Consider the following 18,755-nt stretch of genomic DNA (forward strand, 5'->3'; position numbering starts at 1 on the left):
CGGCCTTCGCCGGGACGACACCGGGCGTTGGGGAAACATGTGCGCCATAGCCGGCCATTGTACTTAGCCTGACCGGAGCCCTCAATGATATCACGCCGCGCCCTCGAACTTGCGACCGCAATCCTCACCGGCAGCTTCGGTGTGGCCGTCGTCGTCTCCAGCCTCGATAACGGTATCGGCTGGTCGAGCGCGGGTGTGGACGCCGGGACGTTTCCGTTCCTGACCGGGACCATCATCGTGCTCGGGAGCGTGTACAACCTGGTGCGAGGTGTCGTGCCGGCCGCGACGCTCGCCAGCGTCCCAATTGCCATCACATCGATCGAGCTGCGCCGGCTTGCCGGCCTGTTCGTGCCGGCCGCGATTTTCGTGGCGGCGATCCCGTTGGCCGGGATGTACGTCGCCTCAGCCCTGTACATCTTCGCGGTGCTGGCAGTCCCCAGACAACAATCCGTGCCACGTGCTCTGGCCATGGCGGCGGCGACGGCGCTCGCGCTCTACGTCGTGTTCGAGCGCATGTTCCAGGTGAGCTTGCCGCACGGCGCGCTCGCCGCGGCCTTCGGCTTCTGACGGGGAGGCCGATGGACAATCTTGGAGAACTTCTTCACGGCTTCAGCATCGCGATCACGCTGCCGCATCTGGCGCTGATGGTGATCGGCGTGCTGCTCGGCATTCTCGTCGGCGTGCTGCCTGGGCTGGGTGCTCCGAACGGGGTGTCGCTGCTGCTGCCGCTGACCTTCGGCATGCAGCCGGTCTCTGCCATCATCCTGCTCTCCAGCATGTATTGGGGCGCGTTGTTCGGGGGATCCGTGACCTCGATCCTGTTCAACATCCCGGGCGAGCCGTCGTCTGTCGCCACCACCTTCGACGGCTACCCGATGGCGCGCGATGGACGTCCGACCACGGCGCTCGCCACCGCTTTCGGCTCGGCGGCGTTCGGCGCGCTGATCGGCGTCATCCTCATCACCTTCCTCGCATCGTGGGTCGCGCAGGTCGCACTCGCCTTTGGGCCGGCGGAATATTTCGCGGTCTATTTCCTGGCCTTCGCCAGCTTCGTCGGCATGGGCGGGGCGGCGCCGATCAAGACCATCGTCGCGCTGGCGATCGGCTTTGCCATCGCCGCCATCGGCATCGACACCGTCTCCGGCAGCGTGCGCCTCACCATGGGCGTCGATGAGCTCGTCAAGGGGGTCAACTTCGTGGTCGCGGTGATGGGCCTGTTCGGCATCGGCGAGCTGCTCGTCGCCGTCGAAGAGGAGTTCCACGCTCGTGCGGTCTCGTCGAAGATCGATTGGCGCGAGGTGTTTCGTGCCGTCGGCCGCCTGCCGCGGCATAGCGTTGCGCTGCTGCGGAGCGCGGCCATCGGATGCTGGATGGGGATCACGCCGGGCGGCCCCACCGCGGCATCCTTCATGAGCTACGGCATCGCCCGACGCTTCTCGCGCCGTGGCCGATATTTCGGCACCGGGGAGGTCGAAGGCATCATCTCGCCGGAGACGGCCGATCATGCCGCCGGCACCAGCGCGCTTCTGCCCATGCTCTCGCTCGGCATTCCCGGCTCGGCCACCGCTGCCGTCATGATGGGCGGGCTGATGATCTGGGGCCTCAATCCCGGGCCGATGCTGTTCGTCGACCAGAAGGATTTCGTCTGGGGCCTGATCGCCTCGATGTATGTCGGCAATATCGTCGCCGTCGTGCTGGTGCTGCTGACCGTGCCGGTGTTCGCGGCCATGATGCGGATTCCCTTCGTCATCATCGCGCCGCTGATCGTGATCATCTGCGTCGTCGGCGCCTATTCCGTATCGAACTCCTATCTCGATGTCGTCATGATGCTCGGCTTCGGGATCGTCGGCTATCTCTTCAAGAAGCTGTTCTATCCGCTGGCGCCACTCGTGCTCGCGATCGTCATCGGCGACAAGGCCGAGGACGCGTTCCGGCAGTCGATGCTGATGTCCAAGGGATCGCTCGGGATATTCTTCGCCAACAAGCTGGTGACATGCCTGATCGTGGCCGGCATCGCGCTGTTGCTGCTTCCGCTCGTGCTGCAGCTTGCGCGCCTGCTGCGCAAGCCTGCGCCGTCCGCTGATGAGATGACAGCCCAAGAGAGAGCTCGAGAGACCGCGCGAGAAAAGGTGACCATATGACCGCAAAGCCGCTCATTGCAACGGCAATGGGAGATCCCGCCGGCATCAGCCCGGAATTGACCGCAAAGCTCGTGGTGCAGGACGACGTCCGCGCCGTCAGCCGGATTGTCGTGATCGGCGACCGCCGCATCTTCGACGAGGGCGCGCGCGTTGCCGGCGTCAAGCCGGAGCTGACAACAGTGGAGCAGGGGGTGGACTTGCGCGCGGCGAAGGGCGAGACGCTGTTCGTCGATCTCGGCCACCTCGATCCCGGCGACATCAGGCAGGGCATTGCGAGCCTTGCCGGGGGCCAGTTCGCGCTTGCCAACTACAAGCACGCGCTCGAACTCGGCCGCGACGGCCGGGTCGATGCCGTCTGTTTCACGCCGTTCAACAAGCAGGCGATGCGGCTGGCCCGCGCCGAGTATGACGACGAGATCGCGTTCTCCGCCGAAGTGGTCGGACTCAAAACCCCCGCAAGTGAGTTCAACGTGCTGGACCGGCTCTGGAACGCCCGCGTGACGTCGCACATCCCGCTCAAGGACGTCGCCGCGCGATTGTCCGGCGAACGCATCCATCGCGCGCTCAAGCTGACCGACGTCTGCATGCGCAATGCCGGCTTCGCCCGGCCGCGCATCGCGGTCGCCGGTCTCAATCCGCATGCCGGCGACGGCGGCAATTTCGGCCGCGAGGAGATCGATGTCATCGCGCCCGTGGTCGCGGCCGGCCAGCGCGAGGGTATCGCCGTCGAGGGGCCGTTCCCGGCCGACACGGTGTTTTTGCGTGCCAAGGGCGGCGCCTTCGATGCGGTGCTGACCATGTATCACGACCAGGGCCAGATCGCGATGAAGCTGATGGGCTTTGATCGCGGCGTCACGTTGCTCGGCGGCTTTCCATTCCCGATCTGCACGCCCGCCCACGGCACCGCCTACGACATCGCCGGCCAGGGCATCGCATCAATCGGCGCCAGCCGCGCCGCCGTGCTGCTCGCGGCAGAGATGGCCGGGCGGCGCGCGGCCTGATCTGCGCGATACGCGCGGCGCGGCGGCTTACAGCTCCGTAGCCAGCTGCGCCACCTGTTCCCGCAGCCAGCTGTGCGCCGGATCGTGATCGTACGACGTGTGCCATAGCAGGGAGACCGTGACCTCGCGCAGCTCGATCGGCAGCGGGCTCAGGCTGAGTCCGAAGTCGGCGGCGAAGCGACGGGCCAGTCGCGCCTGGATCGTGACGATGACGGGGGCGTGCGCCACCAGCGAGGGCGCCGTGAGAAAGCGCGGCGTGGTCAGCGCGACGGAACGACGCAATCCGAGCTTCTCCAGCGCTTCGTCTACAATGCCGCGGGCGTTGCGCGCGGGCCTCAGGCTGGTCAGCACATGGGGAAGCCGCATGTAGTCATCGAGCGAGATCGGAGGCGTGATGCCGGTCAGCCCGGCGTTGAACATGCAGACATAGCTCTCGGTGAACAGCTTGCGGCGCTTGTGGTGAAGCTGTCCCTGCTGGAACGCGTCGTAGCCGATCGCGAGATCCATTTCGTCGGCATCGAGATCGTCGAGCAAGCGAGACGCGTCGAAATTGTAGAGACGCAGGTGAATGCCGGGGGCGACGTCGCGCATGCGCGCGAGTAGCGCCGGCATGAACAGAATTTCCATGCTGTCCGGCAATCCGAACCTGAACGTCCGCACCGCCGTCGCCGGGTCGAATGTCTGCTCGCGCGACACGAGCGCCTCGACCTGCGCCAGCATCGACTGCACCGGTTCGAGCAGGGTGACCGCGCGAGGGGTGAGGCGCATCCCTTCGGGCCCCCGCGTCAGCAGCTCGTCGGAGAACAACTCCCGCAGGCGTGCGAGGTTGTGGCTCATCGCGGACTGGCCAATGCCGACGCGGGCCGCCGCCCGTGTGACGCTTCGCTCGGTGAGAAGTGTCCCGAGATGTACGAGCAGATTCAGGTCGATATGACCAAGATTGACAGTATCGATGCCCATTATCGATCCCATCTGTTTGATCGATGATCATAGCCTGACCATGTCTTGCGGCAAGGGAGCAGACGGGCGTCCCGCCCGCCGCCCAAGCCAACGGAGGGTCGCATGTCGATCCGAAGCATGTTTCTCGCAGCCGCCATCACCACGACTTCATGGGGGGCCGCTCACGCCAGCGACCTGAAGCCGATCGCAGGGCAGAGCATCAAGATCGGCGATCTGTCCGGCGTCGCCTATTACACCGTCGAACCCGATGGATTCCACGTCGTCACGACCGTTGCGCGCGGACAGGCCGGAGCGCCGATCCGCTTTGTGTCGGTGCTCATGCCCGGCCAGCGCGTCGTTGTCTCCGCTGCGAGCGAGGCCGGCGCGTTGGAGATTGGCCGGACTGGCGACAGCCTGTCCATCGCGAGCCTGGCGCGGCCTCGAACTGAATTCCGGAGCCAGCGATGTCCACCATCCGTCTTCATCGAACCACCACCTTGACCCCCAAGCAGTACCTTGCCGCGCTGACCGATTTCGGGCCCGGCCGCTCCACGCTTTTCGGCAACAGTGCCGACGAATATCTCGAACTGCATCATCTCGGCCTGAAGCAGGCAGACGTCACGGAAGGCTCGCGCGGCATCTGGGAACGCTTGCACTATGACTGGTCCAATCCCCACCGCGTCGTCCTGACGACGACCGACTCCAATGTGTGGGGAGGCGCGTCAGGACACATTTATGCTTTCCGACGCCGGCGCGACGGAATGACCGACATCGACCTTGTCGTCGTGCGCGAAGGCAAGAACATCAAGGGCTGGGTCCTCGGCTTTGTGCTCGGCACCATCGGCAGAAGCGTTCTGCAAAAGGCGTTCGAGAACTCCGTCCAGGCGATCGAGCGTCGGAACGATCTTTCGAGCCATCTCGACAGGATCGCTGTTTAGTCAAAAGGCCCGATCGAATTGCACCGAGTACAATGTGTATATTGTACTGATGCAATTTCCCTCCCAACTGTGAGCGTATCGGACTGCACCGGAGAATCTCCATGAGCCAACGTTCATCATTTTGGGCCCGGCATGCCGCGCTCGTCTTTTCAATAAGAACGTTCTCGACGGCCATGCTGGCATTTTCGATCGCGCTCTGGTTGGGGATGCCGCGCCCTTACTGGGCGATGGCCTCGGTTTACATCACGTCGAACCAGCTGGCCGGGGCGACGTCGTCGAAGGCGGCTTACCGCATGCTTGGCACGCTGATCGGCGCGACCGCAACGATCGCACTGATCCCGAATCTCGTGAATGCACCCGAACTTCTCAGCCTCGCCGTCGCGCTATGGGTCGGCCTTTGTCTGTACCTTTCACTGATCGACGGCACCCCGCGCAGCTACATGTTCATGCTGGCCGGTTACACCGTGGCGCTCCTTGGCCTGCCTGTGCTGTCGATGCCTGAGGCTACCTTCGACATCGTGTCTTCTCGCGTACAGGAAATTATGCTCGGCATCGTCTGTGCGAGCATCGCGTCGACACTGGTGCTGCCGCAGAGTGCCTCCGCCGTCATCAAGGTGCAGGTGGATGCCTGGCTCGGCGAAGCGCGCCGGCTCGGCGTGGATGTGCTGACCGGTCGTGGCAGCAATGAAGAGCGCAATGACCACCGCATGCGGCTGGCTGCAGCGGCCTCCGAGATCGACCAGCTCTCCTGGCATCTCGCCTACGAGACCAGCAGGTCCGCAGGCATCGCGCGTGGCCTCCAGCGCCTGCGCCAACACATGCTGGCGCTGATTCCACTGCTGGCATCCATCGAGGATCAGCGGGTTGTGCTCGGTGCTCGCGATTTGACGAAAGGGAACGTTGACGACATCAGCAGGAGGGTCGCGCGCTGGCTCGCCGATGGCGGCGAGGACGAAGAGAAGGCCGACGGCCTGCGGGCCGCGCTCGACGAAGCCCGGCCGCAGCTCGGCGCGAACGCCGCCTGGATCGAGATCGTCATCGCCGGATTTGTGAGCCGGATGCGCAACCTCGTCGACATCGTGCAGGACTGCCGGCGTCTGCGCGAGGCAGTTGCTGAGGGCCGCGATCCGGAGGCGGTTCGGCTTGCCTTCATGCCTGATGCGGTCGGCGTCGCCGAGCTTCATCGCGACCACGGGCTGGCCCTGTGGACCGCTGCCGCAACGACATCTTCGATCCTCGTCTGCTGTGCATTCTGGATTGCCTCTGGCTGGACCGACGGCGCGTCCGCCCCGATATTCGCTGCGGTCCTCGGCTCCCTGTTCGCCGGCGTGGACAATCCCCTCCCTGCGTTTCGCAAGCTCTATCCGTTGTTCCTCGCCGTCATCGCCGTCAACGGGATCTACAGCTTCGGCCTGTTGCCCCGGGCTACGACGCTCGAAATGGTCATCGTGATGCTGCTGCCGACATTCGTGTTGTTCGGCTGGATTGCCGCGCGGCCCGCGACTGCTCGTATCGGCGCGCTGCTGACGATTTACACCTCGGTTCAACTGGCACTGGATTCGTCCTACAGCGCGGACTTTTCCTCATTCGCCAATTCCAGCGTGGCGCTGATGGTCGGCGTGGCGTTGACCGGTATCGTGTCCGGCATCGTTCGCTTGTTCGGCGCCGAGTGGATCGCCTCCCGGCTGCTGCGCAGCAACTGGACGACGCTGGCGGCCGTCGCCGAGGGCAGGGGACCGCAGGATGGCGTCGCCGTTGCCAGCCTTATGCAGCACCGGCTGGCGCTTCTTGCTACGCGCATCGCCGTGGTGCCTGCTCAAGCGAGGAGTGATGTCGCCAATCTCCGTCAAATGCGAACCGCCCTCAACGTCATCCATCTGCGGAAAATAAACGTCGGGCAGGCGCGCCCGGCAATCGACGCATTCCTTGCGCGGCTGGCTTCCGTTTGCCGCGTTCATACGGAGGGCCGCCTTTCGGACGAGCTGCTCATACGGCTCGACAACACGATCGCAGCAACTTTGCAGGAGCCGGCGGGCCAGGGGCGCGATGAAGCACTACACAGCCTCGCGGGGATTCGCGTCGGGCTATTCTCCGGAGCGGTTCCGTATCAACCACATGAGCCGGAGCAGAGGAGTATTGCCGCATGAAATACCAGCTCGATCTCTTTGGCGTGATTGTTCCAAGCCTGCTGCTGTGGTGTGTCGTCGCCTATGTGCTCGCGCGCATCGTGAGCAAGGTGATGGCGCGGGCCGGCCTCTATCGCCACGTCTGGCACGGCGCGCTGTTCGAGTTTTCGCTCTATGTCTCTCTGGTCGCCGGTCTGATCCTCGTTTCCAAGGATTTCGTGTCATGAAAGCCGCTCTCAATTCGCTACGTCGCTTCTCGTTAACCGCTGTCATGGCCCTTGTCGCGCTCTGGGCCGGCTACAAGCTGTGGGACTATTACATGCGGGAGCCTTGGACGCGGGATGGCCACGTCAGGGCCGACGTCGTCCCGGTCGCTCCCGACGTCTCGGGCTTCGTCACCGAGGTGCTCGTCAGAGACAACCAGCAAGTCCAGCGCGGGGCGGTGCTGTTCCGGATCGACCGGGCGCGCTACGACATCGCGCTGAATCAGGCCGAGGCGGTGCTGCTCGGCAAGCGCGCTGCGCTGGGCGAAGCCAACGCCGATTTGAAGCGCTACAGTGCGCTGACGCCCGATGTGACGGTCTCCAAGCAGAGGATCGATCAGGTCGTCGCGACCCAGGGCTCGGCCCAGGCGGGCTATGACGAGGCCGTCGCGAACCTCAGCCTGGCAAAGCTAAATCTCGAGCGCAGCGAGGTGCGGGCCTCCGTCAATGGAGTCGTCACCAACATGGAGTTGCGGCCGGGCACCTATCTGACGGCGGGCAAGGGCGTGATGGCGCTGCTCGATTCAGACACGCTCCGCGTCGAGGGCTATTTCGAGGAGACCAAGCTTCCACGCATTCATCTCGGCGATGCCGTCAGCGTGCGGTTGCTCGGCAGCGAGCGTGCGTTGCGCGGCCGCGTGGAAGGCGTTGCGGCGGGCATCGAGGATCGCGATCGCAGCTCCGGCGCAAACCTGCTCGCCAGCGTCAATCCGACCTTCAACTGGGTTCGGCTGGCCCAGCGCGTTCCGGTCCGAATCTCGCTCGATCGTGTTGAGCGGCGCGAGCTTGTGGCCGGAGCGACCGCAACCGTCGAGGTGCTGGGCTCGACGCTCGCTGCCGATCCTGTCGGTAACGAGGAGCGCACGGCCGTTCCGCAGCGGCTCGCTTGCCGTGCAGTGAAGGTTGCGTTCGGCTCATCCTCTCTGTGCGACTGATGCCCGCGTTTGGAATAGCTTCAGGCGCCGATATTGTACCGAGAACAATGTTTCTATTGCACTGAGATATGTGTCGGAGCAATATGCTCGCGGAAGGGAAAAGCGGGCACGACGGTTGGAGACGGACACATGGATCTCACGGTCACCACAATCCTGATCGCCTTTGCCGGCGTCTTCCTGATCTGTTTCATGAAGGGCGCCTTCGGCGGCGGCTTTTCCATCGTCGGCATTCCGCTGTTGTCGTTCGTGATGGACCCGGTGACCGCAGGCGGCCTGCTCGCGCCCCTGTTCATCGCCATGGATCTGTTCGCGCTGCGCTACTGGAAGGCTTCAACCTGGTCGAAGCCGGATCTCGTGCTGCTGTTGCCGGGGCTCGTGATTGGCATCGGTCTCGGCTATGTCCTGTTCCGCGTACTCGACCATCGCGCGGTTGCGATCGTGATGGCCGTCGTCACCTTGATCTTTGTCGGCGTGTGGCTCTTGAGCGACCCCAAGGTCACCATTCAGCCACGCTCGACGCCAAAGGCGGTTGCGGCGGGTCTCGCCTCCGGCGTCACCACGATGGTCGCGCATTCCGGTGGACCGCCGCTGGCGATGTATCTGCTGCCGCTTGGCCTCAGCAAGGAGATCTATGCGGGAACGACGAGCCTGTTCTTTACCGTCGGCAATGCGACCAAGGCAGTGCCCTGGCTTCTGCTGGTGCGACCGGCTGGCAACGTCTGGATCGTGATGGCGATATGCCTGCTCGCCATTCCCAGTGGCGTCTGGCTGGGCTGGCGGCTGCACGGCAAGCTGGACCAGCGGCAGATCTATCGGGCCTGTTACGGATTGCTGGTTATCACCGCATTGAAACTGCTGTGGGACGGCGTGTCCGGCTATCTCGTGTGAAGACCGGAGGATGGTTGCGCGGGCGCGTGCTGCCCGTGCTGTCGGAGCCCGCCCGAGTGCATTGCTACCTCCGCAAGGTGATCGCCGATAGATGAAGTTGTGCATCGAAGTAGTCCGACGCGCGGAGCGCACGCTGACGCCGGCCTCCACCAGCGGCGCTCGCTAGATTGCACGTCCTTGTTGGCGTTCGGTTACAGACGGCATTCGCACCACGCAGCGGAAGCCGACATGGCTGGTCGAGGTGTCGACCGGCTCGGCGTGCCGCGCAGCCGGGCGGTAGCGGCGGCAATAGTTCGGCGCGCAGAGGTGCGAGCCGCCCTTGAGGACCTTGCGCGGAATCCGGATGTCGGGGAGGCGCGGGTCGTAACTTGCGTGCTCACCGCCGCCGCGGGGATTTTTGGGGATGCAGCAGGGCTTTGCGGCGTCGGCGGCGTGCTTTGACGACCACCAGTCAACGGTCCACTCCCAGACATTGCCGATCATGTCGTAGAGGCCGTAGCCGTTCGGCGGGAAGGCCATGACCGGCGAGGTACGCTCGTACCCATCCTCGCCGAGGTTCTGGACGGGGAAGTTGCCCTGCCAGATATTGGCCATGTGCTTGCCGCCCGGCATCAGCGCATCGCCCCAGGCGTATTCCTCCGCCTCGAGGCCGCCGCGCGCCGCAGATTCCCATTCCGCCTCCGTCGGCAAGTCCTTGCCGGCCCAGCGCGCATAGGCTGCCGCATCGCTAAAGGAGACATGGACGACGGGATGGTCGTCGAGGTCCTTGATGTTGCTGCCGGGACCATAGGGATGACGCCAGTTGGCGCCGCGCAGGAAAGTCCACCACTGGCTCCAATCGGTGAGATCGGTGATGTGCGGCAGCGGTGAGAACACCAACGATCCCGCGTAGAGCATCTCCGCCAGCGCGCCTGGATAGTCCTTCGGATCGGGAACGACCTGCGCCTCGGTGACATGGCCGGTTGCGTCGACGAACTGCTTGAACTGCCGGTTCGTCACCGGCGTGCGGTCCATCCAGAAGCCGTCGACAGCGACGCGATGGCTCGGCGCTTCCTCGGGATAATGATGGTCGGATCCCATGCGAAAGGTTCCGCCGGGAATGTAGACCATCTCGCCGGTCTTCAAATCATCCGGCAACCACTCGCAGTGATCCAGATCCGCTCGCAACATGGTGGAAGCTCCGCTACGCGCATTCCACCTGATCTACTGCGCTAACTCTGGCAGATTTCGACGATAGCTCTTTGCCCTGCCCATTAGACGCATTGTCTGGTCCCCTCTTTTTTGGCGCTCGGGGGAGAGGGGGACGCTGCATTGCGTCAACATCTCTTTCCTTTGCACGCACGTTTTCGAGCACGCGGCAAATCCATGCCGCGTCCGCTCTGCCATCCGCAGAGCGCGTCCGCTGAATATCGCTAAGGTTGTAAACGGTATCCGAAGATTGGACGGCTGTGATGTGCAGATTGTGCCAGTCTGCGTGGGTAGTTGGTGAGACCTAATTCCCCATGACGCAAATCCCCAACGCAGAGGCACTTCAGCGGCAAATCTTGCAACAAATTCGACGATGATTTGCCTCAAAACGCGAACCCAGCTTGTCGCACCCACCTCGCGTTGTGGTGGTGCTTCGCTATCGCCTGCCGCAGAATTGTCGCGCTTCAGTAACACGGTACAGCCATGGGGCAATTCCTTCTGGTTGATTCGCGCAAGCTGGATGGTTTCGAAGGTCTTCAGCAGGCCGTCCACGGCTCGCATGTCGATGTGATGCAACTCGGCCGCGGTCGGTTGCGCGGAACGTTATCCCATGTCGGCATCGGCGACTTCTCGCTCAGCATTGGTGCTTTCAACGTCGGCATGCGCACGCAGCGGGTTTCCAGCGACGACAGGCTGATCATCGGGATGCTGCTTGCGGCCGAAGAGCGCGTCGCCCACTGGTCGTTCGACATGCAGCTCAACGATGTGCTCGTCATTCCGCCGCGGCTCGAACATGACGGTGTTTTTCATGGCGGCTCCGCCTACGCCGCCATGCGGTTCGACCTCAACGAGGTCGCGACGCTGTTCGGCGGAGAAGCACGGCTGAGCGACCCCGACACATGGCGCAGCCGCGGTCATTTCCGCGCGCACATCGAGACCGGCGCGATCGCCTCGCGCCGCCTGGTCCGGATCATGTCGCACCTGCGCGACAACAAACATGGGTTGACGCCATCAACTGCCGAGTTCTGGAAGCGATCGATCGCAGAATGCATGGCTGCCAACGTCGCGTCGTCGCTGCCACCCGATGGCAACGGCTGGCTGCCTTCCGCGCGACGGCTGGTCCGCAAGGTCGAGGAGTTTCTCGACGACGCCGGCACGCGTCCGGTGCATGTGTCGGAAATTTGCGCGGTGCTCGGCGTCTCGCGGCGCACCCTCCACCGCGCCTTTCAGGAGGTATTCGGCCTCGGTCCGGCCAGCTTCCTCAGGCACAAGCGTCTCTGCGCTGTTCACTCCATCCTGCACCAGAGCGCACCCGGTTCGACCACCGTGACAGCCGTCGCCATGCAGCAGGGGTTTTACGAACTCGGCCGGTTTTCGCAATATTACCTTGCAATGTTCGGGGAGCGTCCGTCGCAAACGCTTGGAATTACGACGCTGCAGCCAGTCGAAGACGACATCGCCAGAGCCTAGCGCTCTGGGCCCGGACAGCGAACGACGCCATGATGGCATGCAGGCTGGTGTCTTGCCCGCGTGAAACCGCGATAAAAAACCATCATGAAAACAACCAGATGGCTACTGTGCATGGGGTTGTTTTCACGGTTTTGAGTTGGATAGGCAGGCCGCCTCCAGCTTCAGGCCCCGCAGACGATCACGCCATACCAGCCGAGCCCGCGATAGGTTTCGTAGCCCGGCGTGGCATGGAACGCGACCAGCGTGCCCGAGCGGTCCTGATAGAAGCCGGAGCGCTGGCCGTCCAGCGAGAGCGAGATGCGCTCGCTGAGGATGCCCTGGCCGTCCGAGGCGGCGATGATGCGAAGATTGGAATCGACCAGCAGCACGCGCGCCTTGTCGCTGTCGCCGACGCGCACGCCTTGCACGATGGCGCGGGCCTGTGCCTCCCAGTCGAAATGGATGGCGAGCACGCCGATTGGCGCGCCGTTGGCATGGCCGCCGGCGCGGACGCTGGCGCAATAGGTCGCGACCTGGGCATTGCCGAGCAGCGGCTGATTTTCGACGTCGCCGGCGACATAGTCGTCGCCCGAGCGCAGGGTATTGGCCTCGCGAAACCATTTGGTGTGGGCGACGTTCTGGCCGACGGTGCGAAAGCGGTCGGCGCGGCCGTTGGCGATGACGTTGCCGTCGAGGTCGCAGAGCCAGAGGTCAAGATAGACGGTGTAGGCTCCCAGGATCACGCCGAGACGCTGCGAGGCATGGGACACGGCCGCGCCGTCGGGCGAGGCCGCGCAATCGACCAACGCGGAATCGGTCGCCCACCAGCGCACGTCGCAGGTCCGTTCATAGAGATTGCGGTCGATCAACTCGATGGCGTTGAGCGAGAGATCGACCATGCGCTCGCCGCGCGAGCGCTGGCTCATCCGGTCGATCGAGGAGACGAGATCGCCGGTCCGTTTCGTCAGCTGGCTTTCGAGCTCGCGGGCGATGGCCTCGACCTGCTGGCCGACGCCGCGGACCTCCTGCGCCACCACCGCGAAGCCCGCGCCCTGCGCGCCGGCGCGGGAGCTTTCGATCAGCGCGTTCAGCGCCAGCATCTTCATCTGGTTGGTGATCTGCTGGATCGCCTTGGTCTTGTCGACCGCGATCTGGTTGACCTCCGCGGTGAGGCGATTGATCAGCGCGGAGATGTCGGACTCATCATCAGCGGGTTCATTTGCGATCGGCTTGGCTTTGAGACCCAGCGCAGCAGACATCGGGGGCTTCCCTTGGCAATGAGGTCTGATCTGCAACGAACCCGGAACAACCACTACAGATCGAATACATTTCTTTTTCGAAGATTCCGCCTAACGCCTGCTTAATTTGCTGTTTTGCGGAATGCTCAAATGATAGTCAGTGCGCGTAGCAAAGCGGCAATCCACCGCTTTGTGCGGCGCAGACATTGCAAATCCCGGGGGATTGCGAGCCAATCGTGCCATCGGCCGGACGATGCAATACCTCCGGCTTCCAGGTTCCTCAAACCGACCGATGTTCATGACGCCGCTCGCCACCGCCTTGCCTGTCGAAGCGCCCCAGGCGTTCCTGGGGGTGGCGCGCTCGCTCACCGACAAGCTTTGGCGCGACCGGCTGGATGCGCGCGGTGCGGCGAAGGCGCTTGCCATCGTGCAGCGCCACCAACTGCCCGAGCTGCTGGCGCGGGTGCTGGCAGGCCGCGGTGTCGACAGCGACGCCGTCGCAGATTTCCTCGATCCAACCATCCGCAAGCTTCTGCCGGACCCGTTCACGGTGACGGAGATGGAGGCCGCCGCGAAGCGGATCGCGGATGCCGCAGGGAACGGCGAGAAGGTCGCGATCTTCGGCGACTACGATGTCGACGGCGCGACCTCGGCGGCGCTGCTGACCTGGCATCTGCGCCATTGCGGGCTTGATCCGCTGATCCACATTCCCGACCGCATCTTCGAGGGCTACGGGCCCAACACGGAAGCCGTGCGTGCGCTGGCCGAGAAGGGCGCCACGCTGCTCGTCACCGTCGATTGCGGCACCACCAGCATCGAGCCGCTCGCCGAAGCAAAACGTCTCGGCATGTCGGTCGTCGTGATCGACCATCATCAGGCCGGCACGGAATTGCCGGAGGTCGACGCCTTGGTCAATCCGAACCGGCTCGACGATCTCTCCGGTCTCGGCCATCTCGCCGCCGTGGGCCTCGTGCTGGTGACGCTGGTCGCGGTCAATCGTGAACTACGCCAGCGCGGTTTCTGGAATGCGGAGATGCCCGAGCCGGACCTGCTCGGCATGCTGCATCACGTTGCGCTCGGCACGGTTGCCGATGTCGCGCCGCTGATCGGTCTCAACCGCGCTTTCGTCGCCAAGGGCCTGATCGCGATGCGGCGCCGCGACCATGTCGGCCACACCGCGCTGATGGATGTGGCGCGGCTCAACGGCCCGCCGGAGGCCTGGCATCTCGGCTTCATGCTGGGACCGCGCATCAATGCCGGCGGCCGCATCGGCCGCGCCGACCTCGGCGTGCGGCTGCTTTTGGAGGGTGACAGCGTCGAGGCCGCGCGGATCGCAGCCGAACTCGACCGCCTCAACAGCGAGCGCCGGATCATCGAGCAGGCGGCCGAAGCGCAGGCCGAAGCCGAGGCGCTGGCCTCGATCGGACTCGAGGACAAGATCGGGGTGATCGTGACGGCCTCCGAAGGCTGGCATCCGGGTGTGGTCGGTCTCGTTGCATCCCGGTTGAAGGAGAAGTTCTCGCGGCCCGCCTTCGCGATCGCGCTGGAGCCCGGCGGCATCGGCACCGGCTCCGGCCGCTCGATTGCCGGCGTCGATCTCGGCAAGGCAGTGCGTCAAGCGGTCACCGACGGCATTCTGCTCAAGGGCGGCGGCCACGCGATGGCTGCGGGCGTCACGCTGCGGAAGGAAAAGCTCGCCGAATTTCGCGCCTATCTCGAGAATGCGCTGGCCCGCGACGTTGCCGAGGCGCGCCACGTCAACGAGCTCTACATCGACGGCGCGGTCTCCGCGCGCGCGGTGACGACCGAGCTTGCAACGACGCTCAACCGCGCTGGTCCCTTCGGCAGCGGCAATCCGGAAGTCGTGTTGGCGCTGCCGGCGCACCAGCTCGTCTATGCCGACGAGGTGGGACAGGCACATTTGAGGCTACGCTTCAAGTCGGGCGACGGCGCCATCGTCAACGGCATCGCGTTCCGTTCGATCGGACAGAAGCTCGGCAACGCGCTCGTTGCCAATCGCGGCCAGCAATTGCATGTCGCGGGATCATTGTCGGTCGATCGCTATCAGGGCGCCGAGCGTGTGCAATTCCGCGTCATCGACGTCGCGCTACCCGACCAGGGACCATCCATGATTAGATAGGCCCGGCAAACAACAAAAAACGAATAGCAAAAAAGGGAGTGAACATGGCAGGGCAGGTTGAGGGCAAGGTCGCGCTGGTGACGGGCGGGGCCTCCGGCATCGGCGAGGCCGTCGTCGAGCTGTTCGCACGCGAGGGCGCCATCGTCATTGCCACCGACATCGACGAGCTGCGCGGCCCCGAGCTCGCCAATCGCATCACCAAGGCCGGCGGCAAGGCGATTTTCCTGGAGCAGGACGTCACTAGCGAAGAGCGCTGGATCGAGATCACAGCCGAGATCACGAAGCGCTTTGGCCAGCTCGATATTCTCGTCTCCAATGCCGGCATCGGCATCGCCGTGCCCTCGATCGTCGACATGACGCTCAGCGACTGGCGCAGGCAGAACGCGATCAACCTCGACGGCGTCTTCCTCTCGGTGAAGCATTGCCTGCCCCTGATGCGCAAGACCGGCGGCGGCTCGATCGTCATGATGTCCTCGCTTGCGGGCTTGCGCGGCGCGCCCGGGCTGTCGGCCTATTCGGCGACCAAGGGCGGCGTGCGGCTGTTCGCAAAGTCGATCGCGATGGAGTGCGCTGCCGCCGGCGACGGCATCCGCGTCAACTCCGTCCATCCCGGCATCATCGACACGCCGATCTGGGGCAAGATCCCGACCGGCGCGACAGGCGCCGGCCAGAACGCACCGATCGATCCCGAAGAGCGCGCCCGGCTTGTCGCACCGCTGGGTCGGGCCGGACAGGCTGCGGAGATTGCCTCCGGCGTGCTGTATCTGGCCTCAGATGCCTCACGCTACGTCACCGGCAGCGAGCTCGTCATCGACGGCGGCATAAACGCCGGTGGCGTGCCACGGCGGCAATAAGCCGCCGCGCGGGGCGCGAAGGGCAGGGTGGCGCCCGCAGGGGCTGACGTGCAAGCGTCGTCCCTGTACAACGCGGGCGTCTTCCGACCGACAGAGGTGTCCTCCCGCCATGGCGCACAGCCTTCACTCTTCGTCATCCACGCCCGCAACATTTCGCTCGAACCGTCCGGATCTCGCGAGCGATGCGATCCGCAGCGCGCGCGAGGATCTTGCCGCCTGCTTCCGCATGGCTGCGCGCAACGGCTTTGAGGAGGGCATCTGCAACCATTTTTCCGCGGTGGTGCCTGGCCATGACGACCTCTTCCTGGTCAATCCCTACGGCTACGCCTTCCGCGAGCTGACCGCGTCAAAACTTCTGATCTGCGACTTCCACGGCAACGTGCTCGACGGCGAGGGCGTGCCCGAGGCGACCGCGTTCTATATCCATGCCGAGATGCACAAGCGCCTGCCGCGCGCCAAGGTCGCCTTCCACACCCACATGCCCTACGCCACGGCGCTGTCGATGACCGAGGGCGATCCGCTGATCTGGGCCGGCCAGACCGCGCTGAAATTCTACGGTCGCACGGCTGTGGACCCCAACTACAACGGCCTCGCACTCGACAACCGCGAAGGCGCGCGCATCGCCTCCAGCGTTGGGGATGCCGATATCATCTTCATGAAGCATCACGGCGTGATGGTGCTGGCACCGACCATCGCGGAAGCCTGGGACGATCTCTACTATCTCGAACGCGCCGCCGAGGTGCAGGTGCTGGCGATGTCGACGGGGCGACAGGTGCTGCCGGTCGATCCCGCCATTGCGGCCGAGACCTACAGGCAGATGCGCGAGGGAGATTCCGAATCCGCCCGGCTGCATCTCGCCGCAATCCGCCGCCAGCTCGATGCGGAGGAGCCGCAATATAGGCACTGAGCCTGCCTACGACCCCTGCCGCAGCTTTGCCAGCACCTTCAACCCGCCATAGCCGTCCGCGGGCGTGATGCCCGCGCGCTGCTGAAAATCCTTGATTGCCTTCATGGTGTCGTTGCCGACACGGCCGTCGGTGCCGCCAGTGTCGAAACCGGCCTTGGTCAGGCGTGTCTGCATCTCCTGCACCTCGGCGAGCGTCAGCGCGCGCTCGGAGCCGGGGAACGGCTGGATGAAGGGCGGGGCGCCGAGGCAGCGGTCGCCGAGATGGCAGATCGCCAGCGCATAGTTCATCGAGGGATTGTAGCTCTTCACCGCGTTGAAATTCGGTCCCAGCAGGAACGTCGGTCCGCCCGCAACCGGCGTCCACATCTGCGCGGATGCGGAGGCTTGCGGGAATGGCTGGCCGTCGGCGCGGGTGACGCCGGCTGCCTGCCAAGCCGCATAGGTCCGTGTGCCGCTCATCTCACCGGGCGCGCGCACCTCGTAGCCCCAATGCTCGCCGCGGTGCCATTTGCCCCGGTTGACGAGATATTTTGCGGTCGAGCCCAGCGCATCGTCGGGCTTGCCGAACGGCGAGACCTTGCCGTCGCCGTCATAGTCGATGCCGACATTGAGCCAGACTTCCGGCATCCATTGCGAATGCCCCATCGCGCCGGCCCAGGATCCCTGCATCTGCTCCGGCGTGCTCCAACCCTTGTCGACGATACGTAGCGCGTTGATCAGCTCGGTTTCCCAATAGGCTTTTCGGCGCGGCTCGTTCCAGGCGAGGGCGGCGAGAGAGGGGAATATCGGCGTCATGTGGTTCTGCTGCACCAGCGGATCGCCATAGGCGGACTCGACGCCCCACAGCGCCAGCAGCGTACCGCGCTCGACGCCGAAATCGCGCTCGATGCGTGCAAGCAGCGCCTCGTTGTTCTTCAGCGCGATCTTGCCGTTGATGATGCGCCAGTCAGAGACGCGGCGGTTGATGTATTGCCAGACCTGCTCATGGAATTCGGGCTGGTTGCGCATCTGCTTGAACACGCTCATGTCGGGCTCGACCCGCGCCATCGCGCGCTGCCAGGTCGCAGCCGAGATGCCCTTGGCCATCGCACGCGCGCGAAAGCCCTCGCGCCATTCCTCGAAGTCTGGAGGCGCGGCCAGGATCCGCGTTGGGATTGCGACGAGTGCGGCTGCGCCCAGCGTGGATCGAAGCAGAGCGCGGCGGCTGCGAGAGGCCATGGAATCAGCGTGTTTCATGGACCCATTCTAGCGGGAAACATGGCGGCTGTGACCCGGTTCCTGGAACTGGAGGAAGAGACGCAGGCCCCGCGTTCCCCGGAACAAACTGTCGCACTCCCGCATTCCCCCAGCACCAAGTTAGAGGAGGAGAAGATGCGGAAGTATCTGTTTGCCGCCGCCATGGTCACCGCCATCGGCGCGCCTGCTTTTGCCGACGAAGTCGGCGTTCACGTCGGTCCGGTCGGTGCCGGGGTGACCGTCGGACAGTCTCACGAATATCGTGAGCGGGACCGCGATCGCGACCGCACCACCGTCATCAAAGAGCGCGAACCCGCCGACCGCACCACGGTGATCAAGAAGGAAGATGAATTCGGCAATCGCAGCAAGACCGTGATTCATCACGACAACGACTGATGGAGTGGGGGGCCCGCCCCCCCCCCGCGCCCCCCCCCCCCCCCCCGCCGGGGAAACAGAATAAATGGGGGGGTTTTAAAAAAAGACGAAGAGGAAAAACCAAAAAAAAAGGGCGG

General features: G+C 64.4%; 18 protein-coding genes. 14 read left to right on the top strand and 4 right to left on the bottom strand.

The genetic code is table 11. The annotated features are described in order from the left end of the window. Positions 1-84 precede the first annotated feature (84 nt). Genes AC0L2J_RS05570 through AC0L2J_RS05580 form a run of 3 tightly spaced genes read left to right on the top strand, consistent with a single transcriptional unit; the run spans position 85 to position 3,142 of the window. The gene (locus AC0L2J_RS05570; RefSeq protein ID WP_473387719.1) at positions 85-567 is read left to right on the top strand and encodes a tripartite tricarboxylate transporter TctB family protein; all 483 of its coding nucleotides are present in this window, start codon (positions 85-87) and stop codon (positions 565-567) included. An 11-nt stretch (positions 568-578) separates the two neighbouring features. Further along, complete coding sequence (locus AC0L2J_RS05575) at positions 579-2,141, top strand: tripartite tricarboxylate transporter permease (protein ID WP_473387722.1); 1,563 nt, start codon at positions 579-581, stop codon at positions 2,139-2,141. Next, positions 2,138-3,142, top strand: coding sequence for a 4-hydroxythreonine-4-phosphate dehydrogenase PdxA (locus tag AC0L2J_RS05580; RefSeq protein ID WP_473387724.1), 1,005 nt, complete (start codon positions 2,138-2,140; stop codon positions 3,140-3,142). Before AC0L2J_RS05575 ends, AC0L2J_RS05580 begins: the two co-directional genes overlap by 4 nt. A gap of 27 nt (positions 3,143-3,169) precedes the next feature. On the opposite strand, the gene AC0L2J_RS05585 is transcribed toward AC0L2J_RS05580, so the two are convergent. Next, positions 3,170-4,102: a LysR family transcriptional regulator gene (locus AC0L2J_RS05585; protein WP_473387726.1), complete on the bottom strand. Its 933-nt coding sequence runs from the start codon at positions 4,100-4,102 to the stop codon at positions 3,170-3,172. A gap of 102 nt (positions 4,103-4,204) precedes the next feature. Between AC0L2J_RS05585 and AC0L2J_RS05590 the strand changes: the two genes are divergently transcribed. The 6 genes from AC0L2J_RS05590 (at position 4,205) to AC0L2J_RS05615 (ending at position 9,231) form a co-directional block, all read left to right on the top strand. Then, positions 4,205-4,582, top strand: coding sequence for a hypothetical protein (locus AC0L2J_RS05590; protein WP_473387729.1), 378 nt, complete (start codon positions 4,205-4,207; stop codon positions 4,580-4,582). Beyond that, on the top strand, positions 4,546-5,019 hold the full coding sequence (locus AC0L2J_RS05595) for a hypothetical protein (protein WP_473387730.1): 474 nt from the start codon (positions 4,546-4,548) through the stop codon (positions 5,017-5,019). The genes AC0L2J_RS05590 and AC0L2J_RS05595 overlap by 37 nt, the downstream gene beginning before the upstream one ends. Positions 5,020-5,120: 101 nt before the next feature. After that, positions 5,121-7,166, top strand: coding sequence for an FUSC family protein (locus tag AC0L2J_RS05600; protein ID WP_473387732.1), 2,046 nt, complete (start codon positions 5,121-5,123; stop codon positions 7,164-7,166). Beyond that, complete coding sequence (locus tag AC0L2J_RS05605) at positions 7,163-7,372, top strand: DUF1656 domain-containing protein (protein WP_007609911.1); 210 nt, start codon at positions 7,163-7,165, stop codon at positions 7,370-7,372. Before AC0L2J_RS05600 ends, AC0L2J_RS05605 begins: the two co-directional genes overlap by 4 nt. Further along, positions 7,369-8,343, top strand: coding sequence for an efflux RND transporter periplasmic adaptor subunit (locus tag AC0L2J_RS05610; protein ID WP_473387734.1), 975 nt, complete (start codon positions 7,369-7,371; stop codon positions 8,341-8,343). The genes AC0L2J_RS05605 and AC0L2J_RS05610 overlap by 4 nt, the downstream gene beginning before the upstream one ends. Before the next feature lie 129 nt (positions 8,344-8,472). Then, the gene (locus tag AC0L2J_RS05615) at positions 8,473-9,231 is read left to right on the top strand and encodes a sulfite exporter TauE/SafE family protein (protein WP_007609915.1); all 759 of its coding nucleotides are present in this window, start codon (positions 8,473-8,475) and stop codon (positions 9,229-9,231) included. A gap of 162 nt (positions 9,232-9,393) precedes the next feature. On the opposite strand, the gene AC0L2J_RS05620 is transcribed toward AC0L2J_RS05615, so the two are convergent. Continuing rightward, positions 9,394-10,401 (bottom strand): formylglycine-generating enzyme family protein, encoded by a 1,008-nt coding sequence (locus tag AC0L2J_RS05620; RefSeq protein ID WP_473387738.1) that lies wholly within the window; start codon positions 10,399-10,401, stop codon positions 9,394-9,396. Between the two features lie 501 nt (positions 10,402-10,902). Here AC0L2J_RS05620 and AC0L2J_RS05625 point away from each other — a divergent pair. Beyond that, positions 10,903-11,889 (top strand): helix-turn-helix domain-containing protein, encoded by a 987-nt coding sequence (locus AC0L2J_RS05625; protein WP_063992520.1) that lies wholly within the window; start codon positions 10,903-10,905, stop codon positions 11,887-11,889. 161 nt (positions 11,890-12,050) lie between these two features. Here the strand turns inward: AC0L2J_RS05625 and AC0L2J_RS05630 are convergent, their stop codons facing one another. Continuing rightward, positions 12,051-13,127 carry a methyl-accepting chemotaxis protein gene (locus AC0L2J_RS05630; protein ID WP_007609928.1) on the bottom strand — a complete coding sequence of 359 codons (1,077 nt, stop codon included), beginning with the start codon at positions 13,125-13,127 and terminating at the stop codon, positions 12,051-12,053. Between the two features lie 277 nt (positions 13,128-13,404). Here AC0L2J_RS05630 and recJ point away from each other — a divergent pair, with 277 nt between their 5' ends. From recJ to AC0L2J_RS05645, 3 genes are all read left to right on the top strand, one after another. Beyond that, positions 13,405-15,246 (top strand): single-stranded-DNA-specific exonuclease RecJ, encoded by a 1,842-nt coding sequence (gene recJ, locus AC0L2J_RS05635; RefSeq protein WP_473387742.1) that lies wholly within the window; start codon positions 13,405-13,407, stop codon positions 15,244-15,246. 44 nt (positions 15,247-15,290) lie between these two features. Beyond that, a complete protein-coding gene (locus tag AC0L2J_RS05640; protein ID WP_007609930.1) occupies positions 15,291-16,100 on the top strand; it encodes an SDR family NAD(P)-dependent oxidoreductase in 810 nt (269 codons plus the stop codon). Between the two features lie 109 nt (positions 16,101-16,209). Beyond that, a complete protein-coding gene (locus tag AC0L2J_RS05645; protein ID WP_473387745.1) occupies positions 16,210-17,007 on the top strand; it encodes an aldolase in 798 nt (265 codons plus the stop codon). Positions 17,008-17,013: 6 nt separating this feature from the next. On the opposite strand, the gene AC0L2J_RS05650 is transcribed toward AC0L2J_RS05645, so the two are convergent. Further along, the gene (locus tag AC0L2J_RS05650; RefSeq protein ID WP_473387748.1) at positions 17,014-18,243 is read right to left on the bottom strand and encodes a lytic murein transglycosylase; all 1,230 of its coding nucleotides are present in this window, start codon (positions 18,241-18,243) and stop codon (positions 17,014-17,016) included. Between the two features lie 135 nt (positions 18,244-18,378). On the opposite strand from AC0L2J_RS05650, the gene AC0L2J_RS05655 reads away from it, so the two are divergent. Next, positions 18,379-18,639, top strand: a complete 261-nt coding sequence (locus AC0L2J_RS05655; RefSeq protein WP_473387898.1) for a hypothetical protein — start codon at positions 18,379-18,381, stop codon at positions 18,637-18,639. The last annotated feature ends 116 nt before the right edge of the window (positions 18,640-18,755 follow it).

It is taken from the genome of Bradyrhizobium sp. MV1.5 (assembly GCF_055807615.1).

Coding starts and splice junctions, on each gene's coding strand:
- AC0L2J_RS05650 (WP_473387748.1), bottom strand. CDS start 18,243: ATGAAACACGCTGATTCCATGGCCTCTCGCAGCCGCCGCGCTCTGCTT.
- recJ (WP_473387742.1), top strand. CDS start 13,405: ATGACGCCGCTCGCCACCGCCTTGCCTGTCGAAGCGCCCCAGGCGTTC.
- AC0L2J_RS05590 (WP_473387729.1), top strand. CDS start 4,205: ATGTCGATCCGAAGCATGTTTCTCGCAGCCGCCATCACCACGACTTCA.
- AC0L2J_RS05645 (WP_473387745.1), top strand. CDS start 16,210: ATGGCGCACAGCCTTCACTCTTCGTCATCCACGCCCGCAACATTTCGC.
- AC0L2J_RS05600 (WP_473387732.1), top strand. CDS start 5,121: ATGAGCCAACGTTCATCATTTTGGGCCCGGCATGCCGCGCTCGTCTTT.
- AC0L2J_RS05630 (WP_007609928.1), bottom strand. CDS start 13,127: ATGTCTGCTGCGCTGGGTCTCAAAGCCAAGCCGATCGCAAATGAACCC.
- AC0L2J_RS05615 (WP_007609915.1), top strand. CDS start 8,473: ATGGATCTCACGGTCACCACAATCCTGATCGCCTTTGCCGGCGTCTTC.
- AC0L2J_RS05580 (WP_473387724.1), top strand. CDS start 2,138: ATGACCGCAAAGCCGCTCATTGCAACGGCAATGGGAGATCCCGCCGGC.
- AC0L2J_RS05625 (WP_063992520.1), top strand. CDS start 10,903: ATGGGGCAATTCCTTCTGGTTGATTCGCGCAAGCTGGATGGTTTCGAA.
- AC0L2J_RS05575 (WP_473387722.1), top strand. CDS start 579: ATGGACAATCTTGGAGAACTTCTTCACGGCTTCAGCATCGCGATCACG.
- AC0L2J_RS05585 (WP_473387726.1), bottom strand. CDS start 4,102: ATGGGCATCGATACTGTCAATCTTGGTCATATCGACCTGAATCTGCTC.
- AC0L2J_RS05655 (WP_473387898.1), top strand. CDS start 18,379: ATGCGGAAGTATCTGTTTGCCGCCGCCATGGTCACCGCCATCGGCGCG.
- AC0L2J_RS05605 (WP_007609911.1), top strand. CDS start 7,163: ATGAAATACCAGCTCGATCTCTTTGGCGTGATTGTTCCAAGCCTGCTG.
- AC0L2J_RS05620 (WP_473387738.1), bottom strand. CDS start 10,401: ATGTTGCGAGCGGATCTGGATCACTGCGAGTGGTTGCCGGATGATTTG.
- AC0L2J_RS05595 (WP_473387730.1), top strand. CDS start 4,546: ATGTCCACCATCCGTCTTCATCGAACCACCACCTTGACCCCCAAGCAG.
- AC0L2J_RS05610 (WP_473387734.1), top strand. CDS start 7,369: ATGAAAGCCGCTCTCAATTCGCTACGTCGCTTCTCGTTAACCGCTGTC.
- AC0L2J_RS05570 (WP_473387719.1), top strand. CDS start 85: ATGATATCACGCCGCGCCCTCGAACTTGCGACCGCAATCCTCACCGGC.
- AC0L2J_RS05640 (WP_007609930.1), top strand. CDS start 15,291: ATGGCAGGGCAGGTTGAGGGCAAGGTCGCGCTGGTGACGGGCGGGGCC.